Source organism: Gluconobacter sp. ESL1110 (assembly GCF_058107395.1).
Map to the genome: position 1 here is coordinate 587,501 of NZ_JBYLUK010000008.1, position 26,235 is coordinate 613,735.

Consider the following 26,235-nt stretch of genomic DNA (forward strand, 5'->3'; position numbering starts at 1 on the left):
CGCGTGATACACATCACCTCCAGCCAGATCAGCAACCCAATATGTCGTTTCGTCTGCTGTAATGGTTGAAGACAATTGATTGGCCTCTGCGCGGGCTTTGGTAAAATCAATCGTGTAATGTGGCCCTACAACCAGCGAAGCCTGACGATCCAGCACGCCCTCATCCCAAAGAGCATGAAGATTCATATGCCCGTTCTCTGTTTCTCCATAATAGGAAAGACGAATGGCATTTCCGCCTTTGTCATGATCGCGTTCAGCCGCGTGCAAGGGTTGATGCAAATCACCTACAAGATGCACAACCCATTTGAGAGCATCCAGCCTCTGCTGCGGTGTGGCTGAACGATCTGCCAGTTGCTTTTCAAACTCTGGAAGTTTTTCAACAACGCAATTGCCGTCCGCACAATCACGCTCACGTTCGTAGGCCGGATGGGCAACATCTGTGTCGACATAATGCCACACCAATGTTTGCGGGAGACCGCCCTTCTTTTTGGGAACATGTCCGATCGTATCGGGCCAGGATGCAACCTGATCTAATGTTTGATGCCCCTCCAAAGCAAGAAGAGCTTGCACGACCTTTGCAGCTTCCGGTGTCAGACGGTCCTGAGCAATGTCAGCAACAATCGCATGGCCATATGGTCCCCATGCGTGAGCCTGCGGAGTACTGAGAATTACGGAAACGCAAGCTAAAGCAGCAGGGAATATCCATGAGCGCATAGAGAAAATCTCAAATTAAAGATGAAAGCTGATTTCGTTCTCTCATTCTTGTGGAATGCTCACAAGAAAAACCGGCAGGGTTGCCGGTGCTAACAGGGCTGTTTTTTATTCACCCTAAAATGACCGAACGGTTCAGTAATGCCTTTTCAGTAAGCGCGTCTGCCCTTACACAGGAACAAGAACAAGCTGACCCAAACATCGAGGTACACTTGCAACAGTCGGACCCACAAACAAAAGGTGCCTCTGCTCCAAGCTGGAAGCTGTCAAGCGGAGAGAACGGTCCGGTTCTGTCTCTGCAAGGTTCCTGGACAGCCCGCAGCGGCAGCATTCCCTCTTTTCCGAAGAATGGTCTCGACGATGCTCCGGCCGGAAGTGTGCTTGCATTTGATACACGTGAAACAGCGCGCTGGGACACAGGGCTTATTGCTTTCCTGTGGGATGTCAAACGCATAGGTCATGACAGGCACATCACTCTGGAGACACAGAGTCTTCCGGCACCGATGCGGCAATTACTTGATCTTCTGCCAGATGTTCCGGCGGCCAAACCTGCTCCCAGTCCGAAACGTCTTCCCTTTCTGGAAGCCATCGGCGGGCGCACGCTGAGTGGCCTGACGGAAATCGGAACCGTTGCCAGCCTTGGCGCCATGACGGTGAAGGGCGGCTTTCTGGCGTTAAGCGGTCGCAGCCGAATGCGGTTTATCGATCTTCTGACCGATACGACGAATGCCGGCCCCTACGCTTTGCTAATTGTAGGCATCGTCAATTTTCTCGTTGGGGCCATTCTCGCTTTCGTTGGTGCTGTGGAACTCCAGAAATTTGCAGCCGGGATCTATGTTGCGAGCCTGGTTGGGATTGCAATGGTGCGTGAAATGGCGGCTGTCATGACGGCCATCATTATGGCTGGCAGAACAGGCGGATCTTACGCTGCCCGCATCTCGACCATGCAGGGTAATGAAGAAATCGACGCGCTGAATGTTTTCGGTATCCCGACATCTACTTATCTGATTTTGCCTGCCGTTCTGTCGCTCGTCATCACCATGCCGTTTCTGTATCTCTATGGTTGCCTGGTCGGGATGCTCGGCGGCTTCGTCGTGGCTATTTCAATGCTCGATATTACGGCTGCCGGATATTTCCATCAGACCGTAACGTCCTTCGGGATTGGCCAGTTCATCTTCGCATTCGTGAAAAGCATTGTCTTTGGGGCATTCATCGGCCTCACCAGTTGCCGCATCGGACTAAAGGCCGGACGATCAGCCGCAGACGTCGGCATTGCCGCAACACGCGCCGTGGTTGTTGGAATTGTTGGCGTCATCGCCATCGACGCCATCTTTGCCGTTATCGCCGATGTGGTGGGGATCTGATCCATGAGCGACACCAGACCAACCGTTCTTTCCATGAAAGACGTCACACTCGCTTTCGGCCCCAAGGTCATTCAGAAGAACATTACTCTGGACGTCAAAAAGGGCAGTATTTTTGCGGTCATGGGTGGATCAGGGTGCGGTAAAAGCACGCTTCTGAAAAGCATGATTGGGCTGCTTCGCCCGACCACCGGGGAATATTTTGTCGATGATGTTCCATATTGGGATGGGTCTGAAGCAGAGAGAACCGAGCTTAATCATCGGTTCGGTGTTCTGTTTCAGAGTGGTGCGCTCTGGAGCTCCATGACAATCGGGGAAAATGTCGCTCTTCCCCTTCAGATGTTTACGGATCTGAAGCCCGATGTCATCCGAAGACTAGTTGAACTGAAGCTTGGTTTTGTTGGGATGTTACAAGCCATCGACCTTCAGCCTTCCGAAATCAGTGGCGGTATGCGCAAACGTGCAGGTCTGGCGCGCGCCATCGCGCTTGATCCGGACGTTCTGTTTTTCGACGAGCCGTCTGCCGGTCTGGACCCTATTACATCAGCCCGTCTGGATGATCTGATCCTTAATCTCCGGGATGGGCTGGGGGCGACGATTGTGATCGTCAGCCATGAACTCTCCAGCCTTTTCCATATCGCTGACGATGGCATCTTCCTGGATGCCAAAACCAAAATACCCATCGCTCATGGCTCTCCACGAGACCTGCGCGATCACTGTGATGAACCTCAGGTCCATGCTTTCATGCATCGGGAACGTGACGAAGAAGGACGCAATTGATGAACAGGCAAGCTCTTGTCGGTGCCTTTGTCGTAGGCGGTATCGGGCTGGCCGTTGGGGCGTTTGTGCTTTTCGGTAACTTTCATCCCTTCACCCGCATGGAAAAGGCTGTCCTGATTTTCCACGGTGCGTCCTCCGGGCTTTCCGTCGGCGCTCCCGTCACGTTTCGTGGCGTACAGGTTGGCGCGGTGGACAAGGTTGTCATCGAATACAACCCGGAGACAAAAGACGCTTACATTCCCGTGTATGTGACCATGCGTCCCGATAATATCGCCCTGACAGGCAATTCAGCGCATCACCTTCCAACGATCAGGGATCTGGTCTCCCAAGGTCTACGGGGGGAAATGAACCTTAAAAGCTTCGTTACAGGTTCGTCCGAGATTGATCTGGATTTCGCTCCGGAAGTTCCAGCTGTTCTGCATCCCGCAATTGCAACGATGACGGAAATTCCTACCAAACAGTCTTCCATTCAGGCCATGTCCCAAACCCTGCAGAATCTTCCCCTCAAAGAGCTGGGGGATAATGCCAATGCGTCCCTTGCGGCAGTGCGGGAACTTTCTGACAGGCTGGACCGCGATCTTCCTATATTGATCGAAAGTATTCGTTCCACGTCCGATCATAGTCGGGACATGGTTGATGCCAGTCGAGATCTGATCACTCATCTTCAGCCGCAACTTGAACAGACACTTAAAAGCCTGAACAGGCTGGCCGATGCCGGATCAGAGCAACTCAACGCGCGCGGCAAGGATCTCCATCAACTTCTGGAAAACAGCAATGCCATGATCCAGAGAGCGGATCAAAGCCTGAGCAATGTTCAGAGCATGACCTCCCCCCGCTCTTCTGAGAGAGCCAATCTGGAGGCAAGTCTGCGGGACCTGGCCTCTGCTGCTTCTGCACTTCGCGGCTTTGCCAATGATGTCGAACGCAATCCGCAACTTCTGCTGACGGGACGCCGCCCATGAAACTCTCTTTTGCTTCTTTAGCCGTTACAGGATTGCTACTGAGCGGATGCGCCTCCGCACCTATCCAGTTCTACACTCTGGGCGCCCCCGCCATTGCAAGCACAACTACCGCGCTTGGCCCCACCACGCCGGTTGTTACTGTCGATCCGGTGCAAGTACCTGATTACCTGGATAGTCAGGATATGCTTGTCAGACACGGAGACGTTCTGGACCGTAGCCCGCATGGCCGATGGGCAAGCCGCCTGTCACGCGGGGTGACGGATCTCGTCACCGCCAGACTCTCGCAGATTTGGCCATCCGTTTTCGTAACGTCGCAGAGTTCAGCATCAACGCCTGGGACGCGACTGAACATCACGGTCACACGACTGGATATTGCCGCAGACGGTCAGGGCACACTGGAAGCGGACTGGTCTTTCATTCCCTCAAACGAGAAGAAACCTGTCATGCATCATCGGGCAAGTTTCACAGCCCGCGGCTCGATTGTCACGGATGCAGGGAACGTTGCTTTGACACGCGATTTGGTTGAGCAACTTTCCGCGGCAATCGGAGCCTCAACTCCACAGCTCTAAAAATATATCGCAGGGATAACGAACTGCCCTGCGATATGCCCCTGCTCACTCCGCGGGTTGAGTGGCCATCAAAGTCACGACATCGCTCCATTCTGGCGCTGCGTCCGCCGCGCCATGCCGCGTTGTCGCAAGAGCTCCACATGCTGACGCGATACGTACCGCGTGTTCGAGGGTATGTCCCTGCGCCAAGGCAAACGCCAACCCGGCATTGAAGCAGTCTCCTGCCGCAACCGTATCGACAGATTGAATCCGAAACGGCGCGCTATATCCGCTCTGCGTACCATCATGCCAGAACACGCCGCGACTCCCCATTTTCACAAGAGCTGCTTTTACTCCTTTGGTAAGCAGAGCCTCCGCTGCGCGTGCCGCATCCTCAACAGTGTCAGGGCGGATACCCGTCAATTGAAATGTTTCGCTCTCATTGGGCGTCAGAATATCGATTTCCTGCCAAAGACCTTCCAGAAGTCCGTGTTCCGGTGCGGGAGCTGGATCAAGTACTACAATAGCCCCAGCGCTACGCGCACGCCGTGCCGCAGCAAGAACCGCAGGCTGCGGAATTTCCAATTGCAGCAGAAGAACTTTGGCGCGCCTTAACCACGCGTCGGCGGACGAGACATCCGTTTCATCAACAGCCATATTTGCGCCACCAACAACAGTGATGCAGTTTTCGCTGCTTCCATCAATTCCAATCAAGGCAATACCGGTTGGATTGGCCGTATCTTTACGCAGAGGAGAAAGGTCCACACCAAAGCGCTCCAGTTCCTGACGCGCCTGTATACCAAAGCCGTCCTGACCAATCCGACCTGCGAGAGCAACTTGCACTCCGGATCCGGCCGCAAGCCGTCCTGCCGCCGCAGCCTGATTGCTGCCTTTGCCACCCAGCATGACGGCGTAGCTTTCCCCATGAACTGTCTCTCCTGGCCGCGGCAGACGGGCAGCCCGAGCCGTAACGTCAATATTAATGCTTCCAAAAGACAGGATCAGAGGGGTGTTGTCGGACATGGCTTCATCTCAATAAAAAGAAGCCCCTCTTTAACACTTCACATGACTTTCCGTCAGCATCACGTGCATCATTCGGGGGTAATGTGATCAGGAAACGCCTGCATGACACCTTTGATCTGCAGACGGCCATTATAAAAAACATCCGAAAACAGCGCTTCTCATGCCATTTCCACGAGTGACACATTTCACCTCATCCGCCCCTCAAAAACTTCTGAATTTTTCCATTTCTCTTCCAATATTATTTTCTATCAGAAGAGTATTATTTTGATTTTAATGCCCTCATTGTTAAGCTATCCTTCACACATTCACTTGTTTTGCACTGAGGTCTGGACGGACCTGCCGTGCGTCCTGCTCGAAACAGATATAGCTCAAAAGGTTCTGTCCGTTATGTCTTCTAACAGCCGCCAGACCACCTCCCGTTCCACGACAAAAAAACCCGCAACCTCCGCCCGTACAAAAAAAGCCGAGCCAGTTGTTGAAGCTGCGCAGGAGCCGAAAGCAAAAGTTGAAGTAATAGAGACGGAAGTCGTTTCAGTACCCGTCGTAAACCCTTTCCTTACCGACATGGTCTGTGCTTTTGACAGCGCTTGGTATGTCCGCGAATACCCTGATGTTGCAGCCGCTGGATTTGATGCCGCAACACATTATAGAGAATCTGGATATCGCGAGGGTCGGCAGCCAAACCGTTTTTTCAGCCCGCACGATTATCGCGCAGCCAATCCCGATCTTGCAGAATATGAAGGGGATCTTTTCCTGCACTTCATTTTCTATGGCATCAAGGAAGGCAGACGTCTGCGCTAGTTCTGGAGCAAAGCCTTGGCCTGACAGCCTTTTGTCCTGCAAACAGAGCAAAGCCACATTGATCTGAGACCCTGAACGGGAGAAACTTCTTTTATGAAGCCCGTTCAGGAGTCTGGAACCATGGGAAACCGCCGCTTACGTATTGCCATCGACATGGACGAAGTGATCGCGGATGCTTTTGCTGCGCAACGTCTCTGGTATCAGGTTACCCATGGATACACTTGGACTGATGACGAATTAAAAGGTCGACATCTGGGAGATCTGGCCGCGCCGGAACATGCTGAGGACATGCAGAAACTCCTCCATGCCGGAGAGTTCTTTGCTGATCTGACGGTCATGCCCGGTGCCAAAGAAGCACTGAAACATCTTAGTCAGAATTTTGATATTTTCATTACGACTGCTGCGATGGAATATCCTGCATCCTGTGCGCCCAAATTTCGGTGGCTTCAGAAGAATTTTCCTTTTATTTCCCCACTCAATATCGTTTTTTGCGGCCATAAAAACATTCTCGCTGCAGACTATCTGATCGACGACAATGTGCGGCATTTCCGTAATTTTCAGGGTCAGGGCGTTCTTTTCTCCGCCCTTCATAACCAGAACGTAGCGTGGTCTCCCCGCGTCAATAACTGGCACGAGGCTGTTTCTTATCTGAGTGGCCAACTGCACTCTCAAAAAGAGTGAGTTCTCAGGCTGACCATGCGGCGAAACGCGGATAATAATATTACAATATTGTAAGCTGCTTTGGTTTTTTTGCTTTTGGCTTTGTGCCTCAGTTTACGATACAGCTTTGCTCCCGTTTTCAGCTTCTGGTCTGTGAGCACGCTTCTTTTATGTCCACCCCGTTCCGCTCTGGCGCATTCCGCCTTTCCCCTTCCGATTACAGTGCTCTTACAGACGCAGCACAGCAGAACCCGGAAGCTTACTGGCAGAACCAGAGCACACGACTGGACTGGATCAGATCTCCCTCCTCCGCGCAGGATACCGGAAACGGCTGGTTTGCAGACGGAACGCTGAATGCCAGCGTGAATTGTCTGGACCGTCATCTTGAGAGCAGAGGAGAACAGATTGGCCTGATCTGGCAGGCGGAAGAAGCCGATCATGTTGTTCGCCTGACTTACCGTGATCTGCATGCGCGTGTTTGCCAGATGGCCAATGTCCTGCGCGACCACGGGATCTCTCGTGGCGACAGGGTTGCGATTCACCTTCCGACTGTTATCGAAGGTGTGGTTGGCATGTTGGCCTGTGCCCGACTGGGGGCCATTCATGTTGTGCTTTTTGGCGGTTTTTCGCCGGAAGCCATTGCGGATCGACTGGCCGATAGCGGTGCAACACTGGTTATCACGGCAAATGTTGGACGCCGTGGGGCAAAACGCATTCCTTTCAAAACCACCATGGACTCTGCCCTGAGCCTGCGGCCTGAGACACTGTCCGTTCGGAGTGTTCTGGTGGTCAGTGTGACGGATGAGCCGGTTCCGATGCAGGCCGGTCGCGATGAACTGCTGACCCCGCTTCTAGAAAAAGCCGAGACCTCCTGCCTTGCCGAAACGATGGCCTCTACGGACCCGCTGTTTCTGCTTTATACGTCAGGCAGCACCGGAAAGCCCAAAGGTATTGTTCACGGAACTGGTGGTTACCTGACATGGGCCTCCTACACGCATGAACTGGTCTTTGATCATCAGAAGGGCGATGTTTTCTGGTGCACGGCAGATATTGGCTGGATTACAGGCCACAGCTACGTCGTTTACGGCCCACTTTCGAACGGTGGAACCATCCTTCTGTTTGAAGGTATGCCATCTCATCCGACCCCCGGTCGCTGGTGGGAGGTTATTCAGTCCCACAAGGTTACAACATTCTACACCTCCCCAACGGCCATTCGTGCCCTGATGCGGGAAGGCAACGATCTGCCACGTCAATATGACCTGACGTCTTTGCGCGTTCTGGGAACTGTTGGAGAGCCGATCAGTCAGGAAGCATGGTCCTGGTTTGATGACGTGATCGGTGGTGGTCGATGCGCATTCGTCGATACATGGTGGCAGACAGAGAGTGGCGGCATCATGATTTCGCCTGTGCCCGGTGCGGTCAAAGAAAAGCCTGCTTCTGCCACTCTCCCTCTTCCGGGCGTTCATCCTGTGCTGTTGGATGACAAAGGGCAGGTTCTGGACGGGGCGACCGAAGGGGTTTTGTGTCTGGATGGGTCCTGGCCGGGTCGCGCTTTGACCATCTGGAACGACGACGCACTTTTTCAGACGACTTACCTGCGCCCTTATCCCGGTCATTACTTCACGGGTGATGGTGCGCGCCGTGATGAAGACGGATATTACTGGATCACGGGGCGGGTTGATGACGTCATCAATGTCTCCGGTCATCGGATCGGGTCCGCCGAGATTGAAGACGCACTGGCTGCCGAGCATGCTATTGTCGAAAGCGCTGCCATTGGCATTCCGCATGACCTGAAGGGTCAAGGGATCATCGTCTATGCTGTTGCACGCGATCCGTCTCATCCGGAACTGGAAATGCTTGCGGTTCGCGCCATTACGGCCAAGGTCGGGCGCTATGCGGTGCCGGAGAAAGTCTACATCGTCCCGGATCTACCGAAAACGCGTTCTGGAAAGAACGTACGACGCCTGATGCGTAAGATCGCCTGTGGGGAAACAGACGGGTTGGGCGATCTTTCGACACTCGCCGATCCGGAAATCGTGGACGTTCTGATCCGTATTGTGCAGGGCTGACTGATGCCTCTGGTCGGATCCTTGATAAGGGTCCAGCCAAGCCATCCGAAAGGCAGAATATTATGGGGCTATTCCGGCGCATCGTAATCCCCGCTACGTGGCGGAGCGACATTCTCGCCGGAATGTCTCTTGCTTTCACCAATATTCCGCAAGTTCTGGGGTATGCCCGGATAGCGGCCATGCCTGCCGTTACAGGGCTTTATACCGTCCTGCTTCCTTTGGCAGGGTTTGCGCTCTTCGGGTCTTCCCGGCACCTTGTCGTGGCTGCAGATTCCGCTACAGCGGCTATTCTTTCCGGCTCTCTGAGCGCTTTAGCGCCGATCGGAAGTGCCCACTACATCACACTTGTGAATGCGACAGCCCTTACTGCAGCGGGACTGCTTCTTATCGCACGCCTGTTTCGGCTTGGTTTTCTGGCTGATTTTCTTTCCCGCACCGTCCTAGTGGGCTTCATGACAGGCGTGGGAGCTCAAATCATGATCTCCATGCTGCATGAACTGATGGGTGTTCAGAGCGATGCGCACACGCCCCTTCGTCAACTTGTCCAAACCTTTGACAATCTGCATCAGGCCAATGGCCTTTCAATGTGTCTGGCTGCTGCGACAATTGGTGTCATTCTCCTTCTCAACCGTTTTTCACCGCGCTTTCCGGCCGCATTATGTGTGGTCATCGGAAGCATAGCGCTGAGCAAATATGCCAGGCTTTCATATCTTGGCGTTTCGACGCTCGGGTCCGTCAGTGGCGGCCTTCCTCATTTTGGGGTGCCGCTTATTGCCTGGAGCGAGTTTGTATCGCTTCTTCCGATCGCAGCGTCCTGCGTCTTCGTGATCATCACACAGAGCGCCGCAACCTCCCGGTCTTTTGCGACCTTGTTTAACGAACCCCTTGATGAGAACAAGGATCTGGAAGGGTTATGGATTGCCAATACGGCCGCAGCATTATCCGGGACATTCACCGTTAATGGCAGTCCAACACAAACGGCTATGGCGGTACGGTCCGGTGCACATAGCCAGATAGCCCAACTCACCTTTTCAATTCTTACCCTGCTTGTTCTCCTGTTCTTTACGGGTCCCTTGCAGTATCTCCCCCAATGCGTTCTGGCCGCTATTGTGTTCACGGTAGCAATCGGGATGATCGAAATCCACTCGCTACTCGCCATCCGCCGTGAAAGCCCCGGTGAATTCTGGCTCGCTTTGACAACTGCAATCGTTGTTCTGGTTTCAGGCGTTGAGCAGGGTATTCTTCTGGCGATCGCCCTGTCACTTTTTCGGCACGTCCGGCACAGCTATGCGCCTCATACGGCCGTGCTTCAGCCCTTTGGAACGAACGGTGCGCTTGAGTCCGTTCCTGCCAAAGGCGGCCTTGAAACTCAGCCTGGCCTGATCGTCTTCCGCTTCTGTGCAGACCTGTTCTATGCGAACTCGGCCCGGTTCAGCCGAGACATTCTAACCCTTGTGAATGATGCCCCTCATCCTGTGCGATGTATTGTGGTAGAGTGTAGCCCGGTTACGGATATTGATTATTCGGCTGCGGAGGATTTGCGATCTCTCCTTCAAAATCTGAACCTGCGGGGAGTGAGGATGTTTTTCGGACGCGTCAGTCCTGACTTAAAAGCAGACATGAACCGTCATCGCCTCATTGGTGTGATTGGCATTGAGAACCTGTTTGAGGAACTCCACACCGCTCTGGCCTCTGCCCGGCAGTGGCTCTCCCAATCAGAGCAAAGTGCTGCAGCGCCATGATGGACGGTCAGCAGGACGATAAAAAAGACCTTACGCGCCGACAAAGTAAAAAAGATCGGACGGCCACAGCCTTGGCATGGGAAGCTCTGCGACTGTTCTCGAAGCAGGGCTACGAGGAGACATCGGTAGAGCAGATTGCAGAAGCGGCCAATGTCTCGCGTCGAACCCTGTTCCGTTATTTCTCGGGCAAAGGGGACATCATCCTCGCCTGGACCAGCGAAATGACTGAGGCGCTGAAGAATGCAATTGCATCCGCCAGCCCGGATGCTTCTTTGCAGGATATGGTTCTGTTGGCACTTCTGCCTGTTGTCCATCGCATTACGGCAAACAGGGAATATGCTTATGCTCTGGTTCAGCTTCTGGAGCATGAACCAGCGTTGCGTAGCGTCAGTTTGCAGAAATACGAAGAGTGGGAAGAAGCACTGGCTAAAGCGCTGATGGCACGCCTTCCTCCCACCGATATGCCCTCTCTTGCCGCACGATTGATTGCTCGCACAGCTATTGCGACATATCGAACTGCTGTTGATGAATGGATGAAGACGGAAGGCGAAGCCGATCTTGAAGATCTGCTTCGCCGCGCTTTTACTTTTCATCCACTTCTGTGGATGGAGGACAGTCCTCTCAGTTTAGGCTGAGAGGACTTTTATCTCTTAAAGATCCAGTTCGATGGAGAAGTGGTAAGTTCTTGGTAGGCCTGCAACGGCAGAATTAGTCGCCGTTCCACCCCCATTGATGCTGGAAGGATAAACGGACGCCCAGTAAGCCTGGTTCGTCACGTTATTTACCCCGAAGCGGAAAACCAGCGGTTGCTGATAAACATGTGTTGCGTAGCGGGCGCCAAGATCAAGCGTCACGTAAGACGGTGCAAAGGTTGTATTGTAAACATTTGCCGCACGACGGCCCATGTAATGAACATTTGCATTCACCGCCCCGCCCTTCAGGAACGGCAGGCGATAATCCAGCAGAACATTCGCCATAAGAGGCGGCACACCAACGACCTGCTTGTAAGACGTCTTGGCAACGCCCGTATTGAGAAGCTGTGCATCAAGCCACGTCATGCCGCCGAGAACGCTCAGGTTTTCCGTAATATTTCCGGATGCCTGAAACTCGACACCATAATTCCGCTGAATACCGTAATTGGAATACACATACGTCACAGGGTCTGTGTAGCCAAACGGCCGTGACATCCGGAACCCTGCAACATTCAACTGAAGCCGTTTGGCGACAAGGATTTTGTATCCGACCTCATATTCCTCAGAACGCAGAGGGGCCGTCACTTCATTGACGTTCACCGCACCGACCGGAGCCGTCGTCCCTGCCTGTAGGGAACGACCCCATGTGAAATAAACGGTTTGATTGGATGCCGGCTTGTAAATCAGGCTTGTCATAGGACTGAAAGCCGCAGACTTGCTGTAGGTTGAAGTCTTTACAGCCGCTTTCGAATAGTTATTCGTGCTCAGCCAGCTCCAGGCAAGCGTCCCCATGATAGACCAGTGCTTACCAAGGGAAATTGTATCCCCTGCCAGCAAAGACTGCGTCATGGTATCGGCAGACTTGTAACGACCGGAATAATAAGGCTGCACACTGGAGATGGTCCGCGGATTGCCAATGGTCGCCTGCCCCAGCGTAATATTTCCTGTGGATGACGTCGGGTTATAATTCCCCATGACGTAGCCGTTTGTTCCGACTTCGATCTGGTGCTTTAACGGCCCCGTGTGGAACAGGCCGTTCAGGTAGGCCATGTTGCTGCCTGCGACGAAATCATTGGCTGTTGTTGCTGCGGAAATCGTCTGGTTGTAGCGACCGGATGAATTGAGCAGCTGATTGCCAACGCTGAAGACGTTTCGACCAGCGTTTTCCCACATACCGCCCAGTTTCAGGCTCCAGTTATCATTGAAGTGATGAATAATCTTCATCAGGGCGGTGTCGGTTTCCATATTATAACCCGCCTGCTTCTGGCCGTAGCCCTTCTGGCTCAGGTCAGGTGCAGTGGGAAGCTGAATGGCTGTGCTATAGGAAAAGCCACCCGGATAGCCACGTTGCGCATAAGTGTACTGGCTGGCGTCAATCTGAATAACGGTTTGAGGGGAGATATGAATATCAAAGTCCCCACTCACCAGATTTCGGCGCATATGGGAATCCGCGACGTATCCTTCCCCGTTCTGATTCAGCAGGTTAAGGCGATATCCAAACCACTTGTTATGTCCCACACGTCCTGAGAGATCGACGCTCTCCATCGGAGCGCCGTTTGAATCCACCCCGACAACGAAACGCTCGGTTTTCCGGTCAGTTGGCCGTTTCAGGGTAAAGTCAAAAGTCCCGGCAGGGTTTTGTGGACCATAGACGGCCCCGGCAAGGCCATTCAGAACCTGCAAGCTTTCAAACTGTTCAGCCGCATAAGGTGTCGTGATGACCATATTGAGGCCATCCATCCGGGAGTTGGAAATTACATCTCCCTCAAACCCGCGGGACTGCGGACGGCTGGTGTTCGGATCGCCACGCATCTCAAGCTGCGCGGAAGGTACGAACGCGATGAGATCATTGATATTTCTGGACTGCTGATTCACAAGAACATCATGTGGAACCACCATCACAGACAGTGGAGTATCCAGGATAGACCGGGTGCCCAGCGGCCCAAGCGACGCTTCCTTGGTACGATAATCTGCGACCGTTCCGGTACCGCTCCGACGATGGACGGTAATCTGTTCAGATTTGGATGAGTCCACGGCTTTTTTAGCAGACGAGTTTTCCGGTACGTTCGTCTGGGTCTCCGCAGCGCGAGCCGAAACGCTGCTCATGACCGAACCTGCGAGAAGACACATCGCAAATCGCGAGATTTTCATGCCATTATCCTGTACGCTGTCTCTTAGAGTCTCTGGACCTTCTACATTTTGGCACTGAGTGCCACAATTTATATAAATCCCAATTTTTACGAGATGGCCGTTTTTTTGTGCAGGGTGTTTCAAATCTGGTACAGTCTGACACGAGCCTTGGTTACAATCGGAAATCATTGATAAAGGCATACGCCATATTACTGCCACGCTACCCACGCGATATCTTCTTCATAGGCATGTTCGGAAAACGGCTCTGTCGCCCCGAACCATGTTGAGAAAGGCAGTTCTATGCGTAAAAAGATTATCGCTGGCGTTCTCGTGAGCGGGATGCTGGCCATTTCGGTCAATGTAGCGTCGGCTGATCCGTACCGTGGTGGCGGAGATCCAGGCAGATCGGGTGGCTTTCGCAATGATGGCGGCCGTTACGACAGGCAGGATTCATTTGATCGAAACCACGTATGGCGCAAAGGAGAACGCTATACAGGTCCGAGAAATAATGGAGGGATCATTAACGACTGGCGCGGTCGCCAAGGCTTATGGCAGCCTCCACGTGGTTATTACTGGATGCAGTACGGAAACCAGTACCTTTTGACCGCCATTGCAACTGGCCTGATTGCCGGTGTGGTGGGAGGTGCAGTCGCTAATCCGCCACCGCCACCTCCAGGATATCAACCACCGCCCCCACCTCCTGGACCTTACTGACAGACAGAAAGGCTTGGGGAAAATCTCCCGGGCCTTTGCACGCATCGAACCATTGCCCTGATAAAAGAATATTTTAGATGCACCTGAAGAGTGATCTGGATATGTGCATCTGATATTTTCAGGAAGGTTCTTCTATGCCTCTTTCCCCTAACGCCAAGGACTGGCTAGGCCTCTGCTCGGCCCTCACCCTTGTCGTGGCTTTAAGCGTATTTGGTTTTCTAGGTTGGGGAAAAGTCTCAGGTGATGATTCGATCACGCATGTCGCTATTGCAAAAGTCATCAGCGTAGAAAAAATCACCGGGGACAGTGATGATCCAGTCTCTTACAAAGTGACCTATGACCTCCACGGCCACCCCTTAAGCAATTATTTTTCCCAAGAATGGTATGAGAGCCATAAGACCAGAAAGCACTTTCTGATTACTTATCGTATGGCCAACGGCTATCACGTCGATAGCGTTCGATAGAAAAAGGTTGCTTCGTCTAGAAAGCCAGGGATTTTGCGCCCCAGCTTTCTGTGACCTGACTTATAGCGTTTTCGCTCAGGCCAGGACTTCTTCCTGAAACGCACGTTTGGCGGATGGACGTGCCATCACTTTCTCTCTCAGGGCCCAGGCTTTACGATGATGGGAAATATCAAGTTTCTTGAAAACCGCCCATGTCATGATCACAGCCGCATAGGCATCAGCCTGTGTGAAATCATCACCCAGCCAATACGCTTTCCCATCTGACAGCATGTCTTCAAACTGTGTCATCCGGCGATGAATCTGTTCGTGGACTGATTTTTCAGCATCCTGTGTCAGGCCCGGCGCAAACAACCCACCAAAAGCGGTGTGCAGGTCTCCACAGAAGCCCAATGCTTCCTGAAGTCTGGCGCGCTCCAGAGACCCGGACGCAGGCTTGAATGCCGTGATATCGGAGTGGTCTCCAATATACTGAAGAATGGCTGAATTCTGTGTCAGCACAACGCCAGGCTCGATTTCGATTGCGGGAACTGCACCACGAGGATTGATCAGCAGGTAATCAGCACCGGTTTCCGTCTTTTTGGTGGCTGTATCCACTTTTTCAAGACTGTAAGGCTTTCCGATTTCATTCAGAATGATATGGGCAGCCAGTGAACAGGCTCCTGGCTTGTAATAAAGCTTCATGGTGTTCTCCTCATACACGAGCCATGCGATGGATCGTGCCCATTAAAAAAAGCCAAAGACGGGAGGCCGTAGCCTCACGCCATTTCTTCCTCCAACGCTTACGGTTGCTTTTCGAATGCACCGGCGATTGTCAGGTTCACGTCATCGCTGACATAGGGGACGTACTTCTTCACCCCAAAATCACTCCGGTGGATTGTGCCTGTCGCCTGGAAGCCAACTGTATAGGCCTTATCCATCGGGTTCACGCCAGAACCGACAAAATGAACATGCAGCACGACAGGCTTGGTGATGCCGTGAAGTGTAAGGTTTCCGCTGACAACAGCGTCTTCGGCGCCTACTGGCGAGACCTGCGTCGAAACAAACGTCGCATCAGGATACTTCGTGGCATCGAACCATTCCGGATTTTTCAGTTCATCCGTCAGAACGCTGCTCGATGTTGCAACGCTGGCAACAGGAATAGTCACGGAGAGTTTGGAGGATGAAGGATGAGCGGCGTCAAGTTTCAGGGTGCCGCTCACGTTCGAAAACTGCCCCGAATAATAGGTAAAGCCAAAGTGCAGGACAGAGAAATTGACCTGTGTATGGCCAGATTCAACCTTGTATGTGCCGGATTTGATATCCGCCGGCGGAGCCGCAAGAGCGCTGCCGGCAGCAAGAGTGATCGAAAGTGCGGCGATTACGCCGGAGAGTTCTGCCTTCATGACAGGATCCTTTCTGAAAGTATGAAGAAGAAAAATGTCAGCCGAAACGGAAGCCGGACAATGCCTTTCCCATAACGGTATCATTGTAATCGCGATGACCGCACTCCGTTCCGGCGGCACCTGCGACAAACATTAACGGCAAGAGATGCTCTGCCTCAGGGTGACAGTCTTTCGCAAAAGGGGCATCTTCCCACGAAGCCAGCGCAGAAGCCCTCTGTGGTGGGAAAGAAGTCACAGCCTGATGCAGCCAGGTGTTAAACTGTCTGGAGTGTTCATCCGCTTCCTTATCGGGACGGAGAAAACGACGCAGATTGTGATACGACATGCCCGTTCCAACCAGCAGGATATTCTCATTCCGCAGTGGTCCAAGCGCCTCCCCGATTGCCATGACATCAACGGCTGATGCGTGACGCGGGAGAGACAGTTCCACAACTGGAATTTCGGCTTCCGGAAAGGCAAGCAGAAAGGGGATGAATACCCCGTGGTCAAAGCCACGTTGATCGTCCTCATCGCTCGCAATTCCGGCGTCTTCCAGAAGACGCCTCACATGATGCGCCACTTCTGGTGATCCAGGAGCAGGATATTGCAGGGCGTAAGTATGCTCCGGGAAGCCGTAGTAGTCGTAGATCAATGGTGGCGCTTTGCCTGTTGTGACGGTCGGACGGTCAGTCTCCCAATGTCCGGACACGACAACGATTGCTGAGGGGCGTCGCGGGAGTGTCTTACCGATGTCGCGAAGGTGCACGCCCATGCGGTCCCAGACGTGAGGCCAATCCATAAAAAAGCATGGTCCGCCGCCATGAGGTATGAAAAGCACAGGTTGGCGCTTCACCTCGACTGTCTGCTCTGAAATGTCGACCATGAAACGCTCCTCCTTCTCGTAAGTTGATGAGGAGGTTGTCATCAAACTTATAGGACGATAATCCTGACTTCAGGAAAGTTATCTAATACCCGGAGTATGAGATGCTGGATCGACTTACCAGTATGCAGGTTTTCGTTCGGGTGGTCGGACAAGGCAGTTTTGCAGCAGCGGCCCGTTCTCTGAATCTGTCACAGACGATGGTCACCAAACATGTCTCTGCTCTGGAAAACCATCTTGGCATTGCGCTGTTTCATCGCAGTACGCGGCGTCTGTCCCTGACGGAACCGGGACGCCTCTATCTGGATCGATGCCAGATACTGCTCTCAAACCTCGAAGACATGGAGCAGGAAGTATCAGCCGAAGCGCTGGAGCCTCGAGGTCTACTACGGCTGAATACACCGGTTTCCTTTGCAATCCGTCATGTGGCGCCACTTTTGCCGGAGTTCAGCCGGAGATACCCGCTCGTAACGGTTGAACTTGGTGTAGATGACCGTCGGGTTGATCCCATTACGGAAGGCTGGGATCTGACCTTGCGCATTGGCCATCTCCCTCCCAGCAGCCTCAAGGCCCGGCGCCTGGCCCACATCAGTTTCACACTCTGCGCGGCCCCATCTTATCTGGAGCAGCATGGCACCCCGAAAACCGTCCGTGACCTGCAGCAGCACAATTGTCTGGGCTATACATTAAGTGATGCCGTAGGCTCGGCGCGATGGAGTTTCGGCCGGAATGGCGAGCGCACCATCCCCATTCACAGTACTCTGCGCGCTAATAACGGGGACGTTCTGAGAACGGCGGCACTTGCAGGTCAAGGTATACTGTATCAGCCCACATTTATCGTGGCGGATGAGCTCCGTTCCGGCCGTCTACGCCCCCTTACCCTTGATATGCCTGTTCTGGATGGACCGGACCTGCATGCCGTCTATGTCCCCTCGACCCATGTTCCCCCGAAAGTCAGAGCCATGATCGACTTTCTGGCAGAACACTATGCGCCAGTTCCCCCTTGGGAGCAGACTTTTACTCAGTCCTGAAGGCGATAACGGGCGCGCACGAGGACGTCCTGCTCCAGCATCGAAAGAACCTCTGAACGCTCGTCAGTCTTTACGAGAACAACAACCTGACTGAACGACTGACCAATACCCAGAACATGGTCCTGAAACAGTTGAGCCATGATGACGGAAAGCTCGTCACGGGAACAGCAGGAACACCCTGCCCCATGAGTTTTGCGAAACGGGGATGGAGGGGGGAGCGAAATTTGCCTTGCCCAGCCCTCTTCTTCCTGATCTGAAATCAGCACAGCGTCAGACCTTCGGGCCACCGGCCAATCCACGAGATCTGTCACAACACAAACAGAAAGCTGCATTTGTTATCCCGCAGTGCGTCCGGCTTTGGCAATGACAGGGCGCCTGCCCCATGTGTTGGTCAGAACTACGCCCGCCATGACGATGGCCCCTCCCAGAAGGGTTCGGGCCGTCGGAATTTCATTGGTCAGAATATAAGCCAGAAGCATTGTCACGGGGGGCAGGAGATAAAGCAGGGCAGCACCGCGTGTTGCCCCCAGATGACCGATGACGAAGGCCCATGCCGCGTATCCGATGGCCGCAGGAAAGATGCCAAGCTCAAGAACAGAAACCTGACTGGCAAAAGATCCATGGACGAAGCTGCTGATACCAGCAGGCAGCCACGGGCTAAGAAACAGAGCGCCACTGATCAGAACATAAGCAATGGTTGTCAGGGCTCCATAACGATGAATGAGGCCCTTTTGCAAATTGGTGTAAAGCGCCCCGCAAACGGCCGCCCCAAAAACGAGGGTTGCCCCTGAACCAAAGGACAGGCCACCGGATTGCCCTTCGGCAATCAGAACAACGCCTGTGAAACTCAGGATGGACCCTGCCCAGCCCCAAAGAGACATCCGCTCTCCAAGAAAGGCCATGGCCATCAGACCCGCCATCAGGGGAGCCGCACTGATGAGAAGGCTTGCGGCCCCGGCAGAAACCGTCATTTCTCCACAGTTGAAGAAAATATTGTACAGCGTGATACCAACCACCCCACAGGCCAGAACCTGAGGAACGTCAGAGAGGCGCAGAAGAGCGGGTCGTTTCCAGAGAAGCCATCCTGCCGCCATGACAGCCGCAATCGCGTAGCGCAACGCAGCCAGAGGGATAGGGGCAAAATCATGCAGCGCGATCCGCACAACCGGGTAGGCACTGGCCCACGACAGAATGGCGACAGCTACAAACAGGAAAAGGAAGCGACCAACTGAATTTGTCATTGCCATGCCGTAGCAAATATGAACCCCATCGGGGAAGTCATCCTCATTATGACAGGACGCCCGAAAGAAGGACAAGAGAGATCCGGTTTGCCAGCTGCTTCCGGGAACCGTTATACAGGCGAACCTCCGACGCAGACTATGCCCGCGTCATGGTCTGTCCTGTTCCGTTTCCTTCCTGAAGAGCGCCTCAATGTCCTCACGTCCCCATCTTCTTGATGCCCTGTCAGACCAGGTTCTGCTCTGTGATGGTGGTATGGGATCGCGTGTGCAGATGCTCGATCTGGAAGTTGAAAAAGACTACTGGGGACAGGAAAACTGTACGGAAATCCTGAACCTTTCCCGCCCGGAACTGGTCCGTGAAATTCATCGCGGCTATTTCGAAGCTGGCGCGGATATGGTGGAGACCAACACCTTCGGCGGGTCCATCGTCACTCTGGCCGAGTTCGGTCTTCAGGATCGTGCGCGTGAGATCAATCGCGTCGCCGCCACTTTGGCGAGGGAAGCCGCAGACACATTTTCGGACGATCGCCACCGTTACGTCATGGGGTCTATCGGACCGGGCACGAAGCTCCCAACGCTTGGCAACATCGACTACGACACGCTTGAAGCAGGTCTGCTTGAACAGTGCCGCGGCCTGATTGACGGCGGGGTAGATGGCTTCCTGATCGAAACCTGTCAGGACACGCTCCAGATCAAGGCTGCGGTTAACGCCGCAAAAATCGCCCGGATCGAGCTTGGGTCAGACGCACCAATCTTTGTGCAGGTGACGGTTGAGACAACTGGCACACTTCTCGTGGGTCCGGATATTGCTGCCGCTGCAACGACCGTAAACGCGCTTGATGTTCCCTCCCTCGGTCTGAACTGTGCAACCGGTCCGCAGGAGATGGCCGAGCACGTCCGCTGGCTGTCCGAGAACTGGCCAGGCCTGATCTCCATGCAGCCCAATGCCGGTCTGCCGGAACTAGTTGATGGCAAGACGGTCTATCCGCTCAGCCCGGCGGAAATGGCTGTCTGGATGGAGCGTTTTGTCCGTGAAGACGGGCTGAACCTGATCGGCGGCTGCTGTGGCACATCCACACCACATATTCAGGCCCTCGATGGCATGCTCCGTCGTGTGGATGGTGAGAAATATCGTCCCGCCCCGGTCAAGCGCAGCACGATCTGGATGCCGTCCGTTTCCAGCCTCTACACCCAGACCCCTCTGCGGCAGGAAAACAGCTATTTCTCGATTGGCGAGCGCTGCAATGCCAATGGTTCGAAGAAGTGGCGCGAACTTCAGGAAAGCGGTGACTGGGATGGCTGCGTTGCGGTGGGCCGTGAACAGGCCGCCGAAGGTTCCAACGCGCTCGATATCTGCACGGCCTTCGTAGGCCGTAACGAAACTGCCGAAATGAGCGAAATCATCACGCGCTTCACGTCCTCCGTGAATGCACCGCTGGTGATCGATTCAACGGAAACGCCTGTTATCGAAGCAGCCTTGAAGCTGCATGGTGGCAAGCCGATCATCAACTCCATCAACTTCGAAGATGGTGAAGAACACGCGCATGACCGCATGAAGCTGGCCCGCAAGTTTGGCGCCGCCATGATCGGTCTGACCATTGATGAAGTTGGCATGGCGAAGGAGCCGCAGGACAAGCTGCGCATCGCCGAACGCCTCGTCGATTTCGCCTGCAATCAGTATGGGCTGCCGCAGTCTGACCTGATGATCGACCCCCTCACCTTCACGATTGCCACCGGCGTGGAAGACGATCGGAAGCTGGGTCAGTGGACGCTTGAGGGTATCCGCATGATCCGGGACAAATTCCCGGACATTCAGATCATCCTTGGTCTTTCCAACATTTCCTTCGGTCTGAACCCGGCCGCGCGTGCTGTCCTGAACTCTGTCTTTCTTGACCACGCCGTCAAGGCAGGCATGACAGGCGCTATTGTCCATGTTTCCAAGATCCGTCCGCTGCATCTCATTGCACCGGAAGAGGTCAAGGTTGCAGAAGACCTGATCTTTGATCGTCGAACCGAGGATTATGATCCGCTCCAGAAGCTCCTTGAACTGTTCGCAGGGCGCAAGGCTGCCGATGCCGTCAAAAAGCGTCGTGCCGAAACGCCTGCCGAGCGCCTCAAGGACCGGATCGTCGACGGTGACCGCAAGGGCATTGAGGAAGACCTCGAAGCCGCCATGCAGGAAATGCCTGCGCTGGATATCATCAACAACGTGCTTCTGGACGGCATGAAGGTTGTTGGTGAGTTGTTCGGTTCGGGCAAGATGCAGCTTCCGTTCGTACTGCAATCCGCCGAGACCATGAAGACCGCTGTTGCATGGCTTGAGCCGCATATGGAGCGTGTCGAGGGCCAGCATCGTGGCACGATGGTTCTGGCGACCGTGAAGGGCGACGTCCACGACATCGGCAAGAACCTCGTGGATATTATCCTGACCAATAACGGATATCAGGTCATTAATCTCGGCATCAAGGTTCCGCTGGCAGACATGATCACAGCGGCTAAAGAGCATAAAGCGGATGCCATTGGCATGTCCGGTCTGCTGGTCAAATCCACGGTTATCATGCGCGAAAACCTGGAAGAGATGAGACGTCAGGGCTTTGATGTTCCCGTCATTCTGGGTGGTGCGGCCCTGACACGCAACTACGTCGAGGAAGAATGCGCGCTGTCATATGGCGGTGAAGAGCCTGGCCGCGTAGCCTACGCCCGTGATGCGTTCGACGGCCTTTCTCTCATGGACAAGATTTCCCAGAGGGAATTTGACGGCTATCTGAGTGCCATCCAGACGCGCCGTGCAGGCAAAGCCAGCCGCAAGAACGTCCGAGCACCGGAAGCCGCAGAAACACGTGGCTTCACGGCCGTAGACCCTGCTGCAGCCCGCGAGCGCCGAAACCGCGTTGCTGGCGAGCTTCCCCCGCTTGAGCCGCCGTTCTGGGGAGCCCGTCTGGTGGAAGCCACCCCCAATGCCGTCCTGCCGTTCCTGAATGAGCGCTCGCTCTATCAGTTCCAGTGGGGCTTCCGGAAACAGGGCCGTACCCTTGAAGAATTCATGGACTACGCAAAGACGGAACTGCGCCCGGTCCTGAAGCGGATGCTGGCTCTGAATGCGGAACAAAACATTCTCCGCCCACAGGCCATTTATGGCTACTGGAAAGCTGCCGGTGACGGGAACGACCTGATCCTGTTCGAAGAAGACGGCAAGACAGAAGCCGCCCGCTTCACACTGCCTCGCCAGCCCAAGGACGATGGCGAGTGCATTGCGGACTTCGTGCGGGATATCAATGATGAACAGCGCGATGTCGTTGGTCTTCAGGTCGTGACAGTTGGGCAGAAAGCATCCGATCTGGCGCGTGAATGGTTCGAGGCCAACCGTTATCAGGACTATCTGTACCTGCATGGCCTGTCGGTCGAAATGGCGGAAGCCATGGCCGAGTACACGCACAAGCGCATCCGTGCCGAACTTGGCTTTGCTGCAGAAGATGACCGCGACATGGAGAAAATGCTCTCCCAGTCCTATCGTGGATCACGATATTCCTTCGGTTATCCCGCCTGCCCGCGCCTTGAAGATCAGGAACCAATTCTGCGCCTTCTGGATGCAGAACGGATCGGCATTTCCCTGTCTGACGGCTTCCAGCTTCACCCGGAGCAGTCAACGTCCGCTCTGGTCATTCTAAACCCGCGCGCCAAATACTTCACAGTCTGATCCAACGGAGACCCACTCTCATGGCATCCCAACAAATCGACGGGCTTTTGACCCAGCTTCGGCAAGTCAATGGTGAGCGTGGTTTCTTCGCAAACTTCTTCGGGCTTTTCTGCGTGACGTGCCTTCTCGGGCTCGCCAACATGTTCAGCCGCTCCGTTCTTCACGCCGATATGGGGTGGCTTCTCAAGCCATTGATGGTCGTGATGGCGCTTTATTTCTTTCTGCCCTATCTGTTGCTTCTGTTTCTGGACCGTCGCAAAAACGGGTAGTTCCAGATTTCCTAAAAACGCCCCACAATGGGGCGTTTTTTTTGATCTGGCACAGCGCGGACAAGGAGAGATTGTCTTTCCAAGCTTTGAATTTATAATAATTTTACAAAATTACTCATTTTTCATTCTGGATATTCCATGACGGTTCTCTCCCCTTCTGCTGAAGAACGCCTCCAGACTGTTCTGTGCCGCCTTCGCCCCCAGCTGGAAAACCAGATCAGCACGGCAGCTTCCGTTCTGGAGGAACACAGTCACGGCGAGGCCATGGATGCCGCTCGCCTGCCAGCCGCAGTCATCTTTGCCGAGAGCACCGAGGACGTTTCGGCAGTCCTGAAGGAATGTCATATCGCCCGCGTTCCCGTTGTTGCATTTGGCGCAGGAACCTCTGTTGAAGGGCATGTTACACCGCCGGAGCACGCCATCAGCCTCGACCTGTCCCGCATGACGGCCATTGTGAAATTGAATGCCGAGGATCTGGACTGCCGCGTTCAGGCTGGCCTGACGCGCCAGTCTCTCAATACCCAGATCCGGGATACCGGCCTTTTCTTCCCGGTTGATCCCGGCGGAGAAGCCACGCTTGGCGGCATGTGCGCCACACGGGCCTCGGGCACAGCGGCTGTCCGCTACGGAACGATGAAGGAGAATGTGCTGGGACTGACAGTCGTACTGGCAACGGGCGAGATCATTCGTACAGGAGGTCGCGTCCGCAAATCCTCAACCGGCTATGACCTGACATCCCTTTTCATCGGCTCTGAAGGCACGCTGGGCATCATTACGGAAGTTCAGCTTCGCCTGCATGGCCGCCCCGATACCCTGTCTGCCGCGGTCTGCCAGTTTGAAAATCTGCATGACGCCATCCAGACGGCTATGGAAATCATTCAGTGCGGTATCCCCATCAATCGCGTTGAACTGATGGACAGTGTGCAGATGGATGCTTCCATCCGTTTTTCAAAGCTCGAAGGGCTCCGCCCTCTTACAACTTTGTTCTTTGAGTTTGCAGGGGCACCTGCTGCCGTACAGGAACAGGTCACCGCTACGGAAGAGCTGGCCCTCGCCAACAATGGGCTGGGATTTGCCTGGGCCGAAAGTGCTGAAGACCGCGCGCGGCTCTGGAAAGCACGCCATGATGCTTTCTGGGCTGCTAAAGCGATTGAGCCAACTGCCCGCGTTATTTCAACGGACTGCATTGTTCCAATTTCGCGCCTTGGTGAACTGATCGAAGGCGTATCGCAGGATATTGCGGCGTCCGGCCTGAAGGCTCCGCTTCTTGGCCATGTCGGAGACGGGAATTTTCATACGCTCATCATTACGGAACACTCTCCGGAAGGCTATGAAAGAGCGCTCGAGTTGGACCGGAAAATCGTTGGACGTGCTCTTGCTCTTAATGGCTCATGCAGCGGTGAACATGGTGTCGGCATGGGAAAACTGGAGTTTCTGGCGACTGAACACGGAGAAGGTGCCCTCAGCGTGATGCGGGCCCTCAAGAGCACAATGGACCCTCATCACATTCTCAATCCAGGCAAATTGCTTCCCAACGGGCCCGTTTATAGAGGATAAGACCCCCTCTTCTGTTCTGCTTTTACGGACCCTGCCTGCAATGCCTTCAGCCTCCGCTACGTTTCCTGATGTCGTCCTGATCGGGGGCGGTGTCATGAGTGCGACGTTTGCCGCACTGCTGAAAGACCTGTCTCCAGAACTGTCCATCACAATGTTCGAAACACTGGAACATTGTGGGCAGGAAAGCTCCAGAGCCTGGAACAATGCCGGGACAGGCCATGCAGGCAACTGTGAATTGAATTACACGCCCCAGCGTCCGGATGGCAGTGTAGATATTTCCAAGGCTCTGGCGGTCAATACGGAATTCGATATTTCCCGGCAGCTCTGGTCACACTGGGTCCGCAACGGGCGTCTCGCAGACGCTGGCTCCTTTATCCATGCCTGTCCGCATATCAGTCTGGTGTGGGGTAAGAAAGATGTCGCGTTCCTGAAGGCTCGATATGACGCGATGGCCAGTCATCATTGCTTTGACGGAATGGAATACAGCGAAGATCCTGCTGTGATCGCGGACTGGGCTCCTTTGGCGATGGAAGGGCGCGATCCATCCGTTCCGGTCGCTGCCACGCGCATCCGAAGTGGAACGGATGTTGATTTTGGCGCACTGACACGCAATCTGTTTTCCAGCCTTGAAAAAGAAACAGGCTTCCACAGTTTTTATCGCCACCGTGTCACAGATCTCGTCAAAACGACGGATGGTCGCTGGCGTGTGACAGCGGTCAACCTGCAAACGGGTGCAAGACGCTCCGTTTTGACCCGCTTTGTTTTTGTTGGTGCGGGCGGGGCGGCTCTGCCCCTGCTTCAAAAATCCGGTATCCCGGAAGCGCGCCGATACGCGGGCTTCCCGGTCAGTGGACTATGGCTCCAGTGCACCGACCCGGCCATCACCCAACGTCATCATGCCAAGGTTTACGGGAGAGCGCCGGTTGGGTCTCCACCCATGTCCGTCCCTCACCTGGATACAAGGGTGATTGATGGAAAATCCTGCCTGCTCTTTGGGCCTTATGCCGGATTTTCCACAAAATTCCTTAAGAGCGGTTCATGGATGGATTATTTCCGATCCCTGAATGGTGGGAACATTATTCCCGCCGTTACGGCTGCCAAAGATAATCTGTCTCTGATGAACTACCTTGTCCGGGAAGTAACGCAGAGTGATCACAAACGCTTCCGCTCCCTTCTCAACTTCTATCCTCGCGCCAACGAGAATCAATGGACAAAAGTGGTGGCAGGACAGCGCGTTCAGATCATCAAGCCCGATAACGGAGGGCTACACGGTGTCCTGCGCTTTGGAACAGAGCTGGTCCGCAGTTCCGATCAATCTCTTGCTGCCGTTCTTGGCGCCTCGCCGGGCGCGTCCATCGCTGCGTCAGTCGCGTTGCAGGTCGTTGAGAAATGCTTCCCGCAGAACGTGACCGCTTCGGGGTGGCTACCGCGCCTTCGAGAAATCTTCCCGGGGTATGGCGTGGATCTGAAGACCAGCCCGGAACTCTGCCGTGAGCTTCGCCGAGAGACGGCTCAGACCTTGCAGATCGAAAACTGATTTCT

Annotated in this window: 24 protein-coding genes (1 of these 24 running past the window's edge); 16 read left to right on the top strand and 8 right to left on the bottom strand. The window is 54.2% G+C overall.

The window, feature by feature from the left end; translation table 11 throughout:
• Positions 1-714: the 5' portion of a S1/P1 nuclease gene (locus tag AC3B6F_RS11210; protein WP_489824416.1), read on the bottom strand. 189 nt of this gene lie to the left of the window's left edge; the window shows 714 of its 903 coding nt (coding positions 1-714); its start codon is at positions 712-714; its stop codon lies beyond the left edge, outside the window.
• A gap of 209 nt (positions 715-923) precedes the next feature.
• Between AC3B6F_RS11210 and AC3B6F_RS11215 the strand changes: the two genes are divergently transcribed.
• The 4 genes from AC3B6F_RS11215 to AC3B6F_RS11230 are packed head-to-tail and all read left to right on the top strand — an operon-like array spanning position 924 to position 4,383.
• Entirely contained in the window at positions 924-2,075 is a 1,152-nt protein-coding gene (locus tag AC3B6F_RS11215) for an MlaE family ABC transporter permease (RefSeq protein ID WP_489824417.1), read from the top strand.
• A 3-nt stretch (positions 2,076-2,078) separates the two neighbouring features.
• Complete coding sequence (locus tag AC3B6F_RS11220) at positions 2,079-2,852, top strand: ABC transporter ATP-binding protein (RefSeq protein ID WP_489824418.1); 774 nt, start codon at positions 2,079-2,081, stop codon at positions 2,850-2,852.
• Positions 2,852-3,814, top strand: a complete 963-nt coding sequence (locus tag AC3B6F_RS11225) for an MlaD family protein (RefSeq protein WP_489824419.1) — start codon at positions 2,852-2,854, stop codon at positions 3,812-3,814. Before AC3B6F_RS11220 ends, AC3B6F_RS11225 begins: the two co-directional genes overlap by 1 nt.
• A complete protein-coding gene (locus AC3B6F_RS11230; RefSeq protein ID WP_282858010.1) occupies positions 3,811-4,383 on the top strand; it encodes a PqiC family protein in 573 nt (190 codons plus the stop codon). Before AC3B6F_RS11225 ends, AC3B6F_RS11230 begins: the two co-directional genes overlap by 4 nt.
• Before the next feature lie 45 nt (positions 4,384-4,428).
• On the opposite strand, the gene AC3B6F_RS11235 is transcribed toward AC3B6F_RS11230, so the two are convergent.
• On the bottom strand, positions 4,429-5,385 hold the full coding sequence (locus AC3B6F_RS11235) for a ribokinase (protein WP_489824420.1): 957 nt from the start codon (positions 5,383-5,385) through the stop codon (positions 4,429-4,431).
• Positions 5,386-5,658: 273 nt separating this feature from the next.
• On the opposite strand from AC3B6F_RS11235, the gene AC3B6F_RS11240 reads away from it, so the two are divergent.
• The 5 genes from AC3B6F_RS11240 to AC3B6F_RS11260 all read left to right on the top strand — a co-directional run bounded on the left by AC3B6F_RS11240 (position 5,659) and on the right by AC3B6F_RS11260 (position 11,292).
• The gene (locus tag AC3B6F_RS11240; RefSeq protein ID WP_489824518.1) at positions 5,659-6,186 is read left to right on the top strand and encodes a hypothetical protein; all 528 of its coding nucleotides are present in this window, start codon (positions 5,659-5,661) and stop codon (positions 6,184-6,186) included.
• A 120-nt stretch (positions 6,187-6,306) separates the two neighbouring features.
• A complete protein-coding gene (locus AC3B6F_RS11245; protein ID WP_489824421.1) occupies positions 6,307-6,867 on the top strand; it encodes a 5' nucleotidase, NT5C type in 561 nt (186 codons plus the stop codon).
• Between the two features lie 149 nt (positions 6,868-7,016).
• Positions 7,017-8,915 carry an acetate--CoA ligase gene (acs, locus tag AC3B6F_RS11250; protein ID WP_489824422.1) on the top strand — a complete coding sequence of 633 codons (1,899 nt, stop codon included), beginning with the start codon at positions 7,017-7,019 and terminating at the stop codon, positions 8,913-8,915.
• 62 nt (positions 8,916-8,977) lie between these two features.
• Entirely contained in the window at positions 8,978-10,657 is a 1,680-nt protein-coding gene (locus AC3B6F_RS11255; protein ID WP_489824423.1) for a SulP family inorganic anion transporter, read from the top strand.
• Positions 10,654-11,292, top strand: coding sequence for a TetR family transcriptional regulator (locus tag AC3B6F_RS11260; protein ID WP_034881279.1), 639 nt, complete (start codon positions 10,654-10,656; stop codon positions 11,290-11,292). The genes AC3B6F_RS11255 and AC3B6F_RS11260 overlap by 4 nt, the downstream gene beginning before the upstream one ends.
• 15 nt (positions 11,293-11,307) lie before the next feature.
• Here AC3B6F_RS11260 and AC3B6F_RS11265 read toward each other — a convergent pair whose 3' ends face one another.
• Positions 11,308-13,500 carry a TonB-dependent receptor gene (locus tag AC3B6F_RS11265; RefSeq protein ID WP_489824424.1) on the bottom strand — a complete coding sequence of 731 codons (2,193 nt, stop codon included), beginning with the start codon at positions 13,498-13,500 and terminating at the stop codon, positions 11,308-11,310.
• Positions 13,501-13,779: 279 nt separating this feature from the next.
• Between AC3B6F_RS11265 and AC3B6F_RS11270 the strand changes: the two genes are divergently transcribed.
• Together AC3B6F_RS11270 and AC3B6F_RS11275 are read left to right on the top strand one after the other, a co-directional pair.
• Entirely contained in the window at positions 13,780-14,193 is a 414-nt protein-coding gene (locus tag AC3B6F_RS11270) for an RcnB family protein (protein ID WP_489824425.1), read from the top strand.
• 134 nt (positions 14,194-14,327) lie between these two features.
• Complete coding sequence (locus AC3B6F_RS11275; protein ID WP_023945580.1) at positions 14,328-14,657, top strand: hypothetical protein; 330 nt, start codon at positions 14,328-14,330, stop codon at positions 14,655-14,657.
• Positions 14,658-14,732: 75 nt separating this feature from the next.
• On the opposite strand, the gene AC3B6F_RS11280 is transcribed toward AC3B6F_RS11275, so the two are convergent.
• From AC3B6F_RS11280 to AC3B6F_RS11290, 3 genes are all read right to left on the bottom strand, one after another.
• The gene (locus AC3B6F_RS11280) at positions 14,733-15,338 is read right to left on the bottom strand and encodes a glutathione binding-like protein (RefSeq protein WP_489824426.1); all 606 of its coding nucleotides are present in this window, start codon (positions 15,336-15,338) and stop codon (positions 14,733-14,735) included.
• 98 nt (positions 15,339-15,436) lie between these two features.
• A complete protein-coding gene (locus tag AC3B6F_RS11285; RefSeq protein WP_489824427.1) occupies positions 15,437-16,039 on the bottom strand; it encodes a YceI family protein in 603 nt (200 codons plus the stop codon).
• 37 nt (positions 16,040-16,076) lie between these two features.
• Positions 16,077-16,901, bottom strand: coding sequence for a DODA-type extradiol aromatic ring-opening family dioxygenase (locus AC3B6F_RS11290; protein ID WP_489824428.1), 825 nt, complete (start codon positions 16,899-16,901; stop codon positions 16,077-16,079).
• 101 nt (positions 16,902-17,002) lie between these two features.
• Between AC3B6F_RS11290 and AC3B6F_RS11295 the strand changes: the two genes are divergently transcribed.
• Complete coding sequence (locus AC3B6F_RS11295) at positions 17,003-17,929, top strand: LysR family transcriptional regulator (RefSeq protein WP_489824429.1); 927 nt, start codon at positions 17,003-17,005, stop codon at positions 17,927-17,929.
• Here AC3B6F_RS11295 and AC3B6F_RS11300 read toward each other — a convergent pair.
• Positions 17,920-18,261, bottom strand: coding sequence for a hypothetical protein (locus AC3B6F_RS11300; protein ID WP_489824430.1), 342 nt, complete (start codon positions 18,259-18,261; stop codon positions 17,920-17,922). The two genes, AC3B6F_RS11295 and AC3B6F_RS11300, sit on opposite strands and share 10 nt — an antisense overlap.
• A 3-nt stretch (positions 18,262-18,264) precedes the next feature.
• A complete protein-coding gene (locus AC3B6F_RS11305; protein WP_061929364.1) occupies positions 18,265-19,170 on the bottom strand; it encodes a DMT family transporter in 906 nt (301 codons plus the stop codon).
• Between the two features lie 190 nt (positions 19,171-19,360).
• On the opposite strand from AC3B6F_RS11305, the gene metH reads away from it, so the two are divergent.
• The 4 genes from metH to mqo all read left to right on the top strand — a co-directional run bounded on the left by metH (position 19,361) and on the right by mqo (position 26,230).
• The gene (metH, locus tag AC3B6F_RS11310; protein ID WP_489824431.1) at positions 19,361-22,867 is read left to right on the top strand and encodes a methionine synthase; all 3,507 of its coding nucleotides are present in this window, start codon (positions 19,361-19,363) and stop codon (positions 22,865-22,867) included.
• A 20-nt stretch (positions 22,868-22,887) separates the two neighbouring features.
• A complete protein-coding gene (locus tag AC3B6F_RS11315) occupies positions 22,888-23,136 on the top strand; it encodes a hypothetical protein (protein ID WP_489824432.1) in 249 nt (82 codons plus the stop codon).
• Between the two features lie 138 nt (positions 23,137-23,274).
• Entirely contained in the window at positions 23,275-24,693 is a 1,419-nt protein-coding gene (locus tag AC3B6F_RS11320) for an FAD-binding oxidoreductase (RefSeq protein WP_489824433.1), read from the top strand.
• A 40-nt stretch (positions 24,694-24,733) separates the two neighbouring features.
• Positions 24,734-26,230 (top strand): malate dehydrogenase (quinone), encoded by a 1,497-nt coding sequence (gene mqo / locus AC3B6F_RS11325; RefSeq protein WP_489824434.1) that lies wholly within the window; start codon positions 24,734-24,736, stop codon positions 26,228-26,230.
• Positions 26,231-26,235: the final 5 nt, after the last annotated feature.

Coding starts and splice junctions, on each gene's coding strand:
- AC3B6F_RS11220 (WP_489824418.1), top strand. CDS start 2,079: ATGAGCGACACCAGACCAACCGTTCTTTCCATGAAAGACGTCACACTC.
- AC3B6F_RS11225 (WP_489824419.1), top strand. CDS start 2,852: ATGAACAGGCAAGCTCTTGTCGGTGCCTTTGTCGTAGGCGGTATCGGG.
- AC3B6F_RS11230 (WP_282858010.1), top strand. CDS start 3,811: ATGAAACTCTCTTTTGCTTCTTTAGCCGTTACAGGATTGCTACTGAGC.
- AC3B6F_RS11235 (WP_489824420.1), bottom strand. CDS start 5,385: ATGTCCGACAACACCCCTCTGATCCTGTCTTTTGGAAGCATTAATATT.
- AC3B6F_RS11240 (WP_489824518.1), top strand. CDS start 5,659: ATGCCCTCATTGTTAAGCTATCCTTCACACATTCACTTGTTTTGCACT.
- AC3B6F_RS11245 (WP_489824421.1), top strand. CDS start 6,307: ATGGGAAACCGCCGCTTACGTATTGCCATCGACATGGACGAAGTGATC.
- acs (WP_489824422.1), top strand. CDS start 7,017: ATGTCCACCCCGTTCCGCTCTGGCGCATTCCGCCTTTCCCCTTCCGAT.
- AC3B6F_RS11255 (WP_489824423.1), top strand. CDS start 8,978: ATGGGGCTATTCCGGCGCATCGTAATCCCCGCTACGTGGCGGAGCGAC.
- AC3B6F_RS11260 (WP_034881279.1), top strand. CDS start 10,654: ATGATGGACGGTCAGCAGGACGATAAAAAAGACCTTACGCGCCGACAA.
- AC3B6F_RS11265 (WP_489824424.1), bottom strand. CDS start 13,500: ATGAAAATCTCGCGATTTGCGATGTGTCTTCTCGCAGGTTCGGTCATG.
- AC3B6F_RS11270 (WP_489824425.1), top strand. CDS start 13,780: ATGCGTAAAAAGATTATCGCTGGCGTTCTCGTGAGCGGGATGCTGGCC.
- AC3B6F_RS11275 (WP_023945580.1), top strand. CDS start 14,328: ATGCCTCTTTCCCCTAACGCCAAGGACTGGCTAGGCCTCTGCTCGGCC.
- AC3B6F_RS11280 (WP_489824426.1), bottom strand. CDS start 15,338: ATGAAGCTTTATTACAAGCCAGGAGCCTGTTCACTGGCTGCCCATATC.
- AC3B6F_RS11285 (WP_489824427.1), bottom strand. CDS start 16,039: ATGAAGGCAGAACTCTCCGGCGTAATCGCCGCACTTTCGATCACTCTT.
- AC3B6F_RS11290 (WP_489824428.1), bottom strand. CDS start 16,901: ATGGTCGACATTTCAGAGCAGACAGTCGAGGTGAAGCGCCAACCTGTG.
- AC3B6F_RS11295 (WP_489824429.1), top strand. CDS start 17,003: ATGCTGGATCGACTTACCAGTATGCAGGTTTTCGTTCGGGTGGTCGGA.
- AC3B6F_RS11300 (WP_489824430.1), bottom strand. CDS start 18,261: ATGCAGCTTTCTGTTTGTGTTGTGACAGATCTCGTGGATTGGCCGGTG.
- AC3B6F_RS11305 (WP_061929364.1), bottom strand. CDS start 19,170: ATGACAAATTCAGTTGGTCGCTTCCTTTTCCTGTTTGTAGCTGTCGCC.
- metH (WP_489824431.1), top strand. CDS start 19,361: ATGTCCTCACGTCCCCATCTTCTTGATGCCCTGTCAGACCAGGTTCTG.
- AC3B6F_RS11315 (WP_489824432.1), top strand. CDS start 22,888: ATGGCATCCCAACAAATCGACGGGCTTTTGACCCAGCTTCGGCAAGTC.
- AC3B6F_RS11320 (WP_489824433.1), top strand. CDS start 23,275: ATGACGGTTCTCTCCCCTTCTGCTGAAGAACGCCTCCAGACTGTTCTG.
- mqo (WP_489824434.1), top strand. CDS start 24,734: ATGCCTTCAGCCTCCGCTACGTTTCCTGATGTCGTCCTGATCGGGGGC.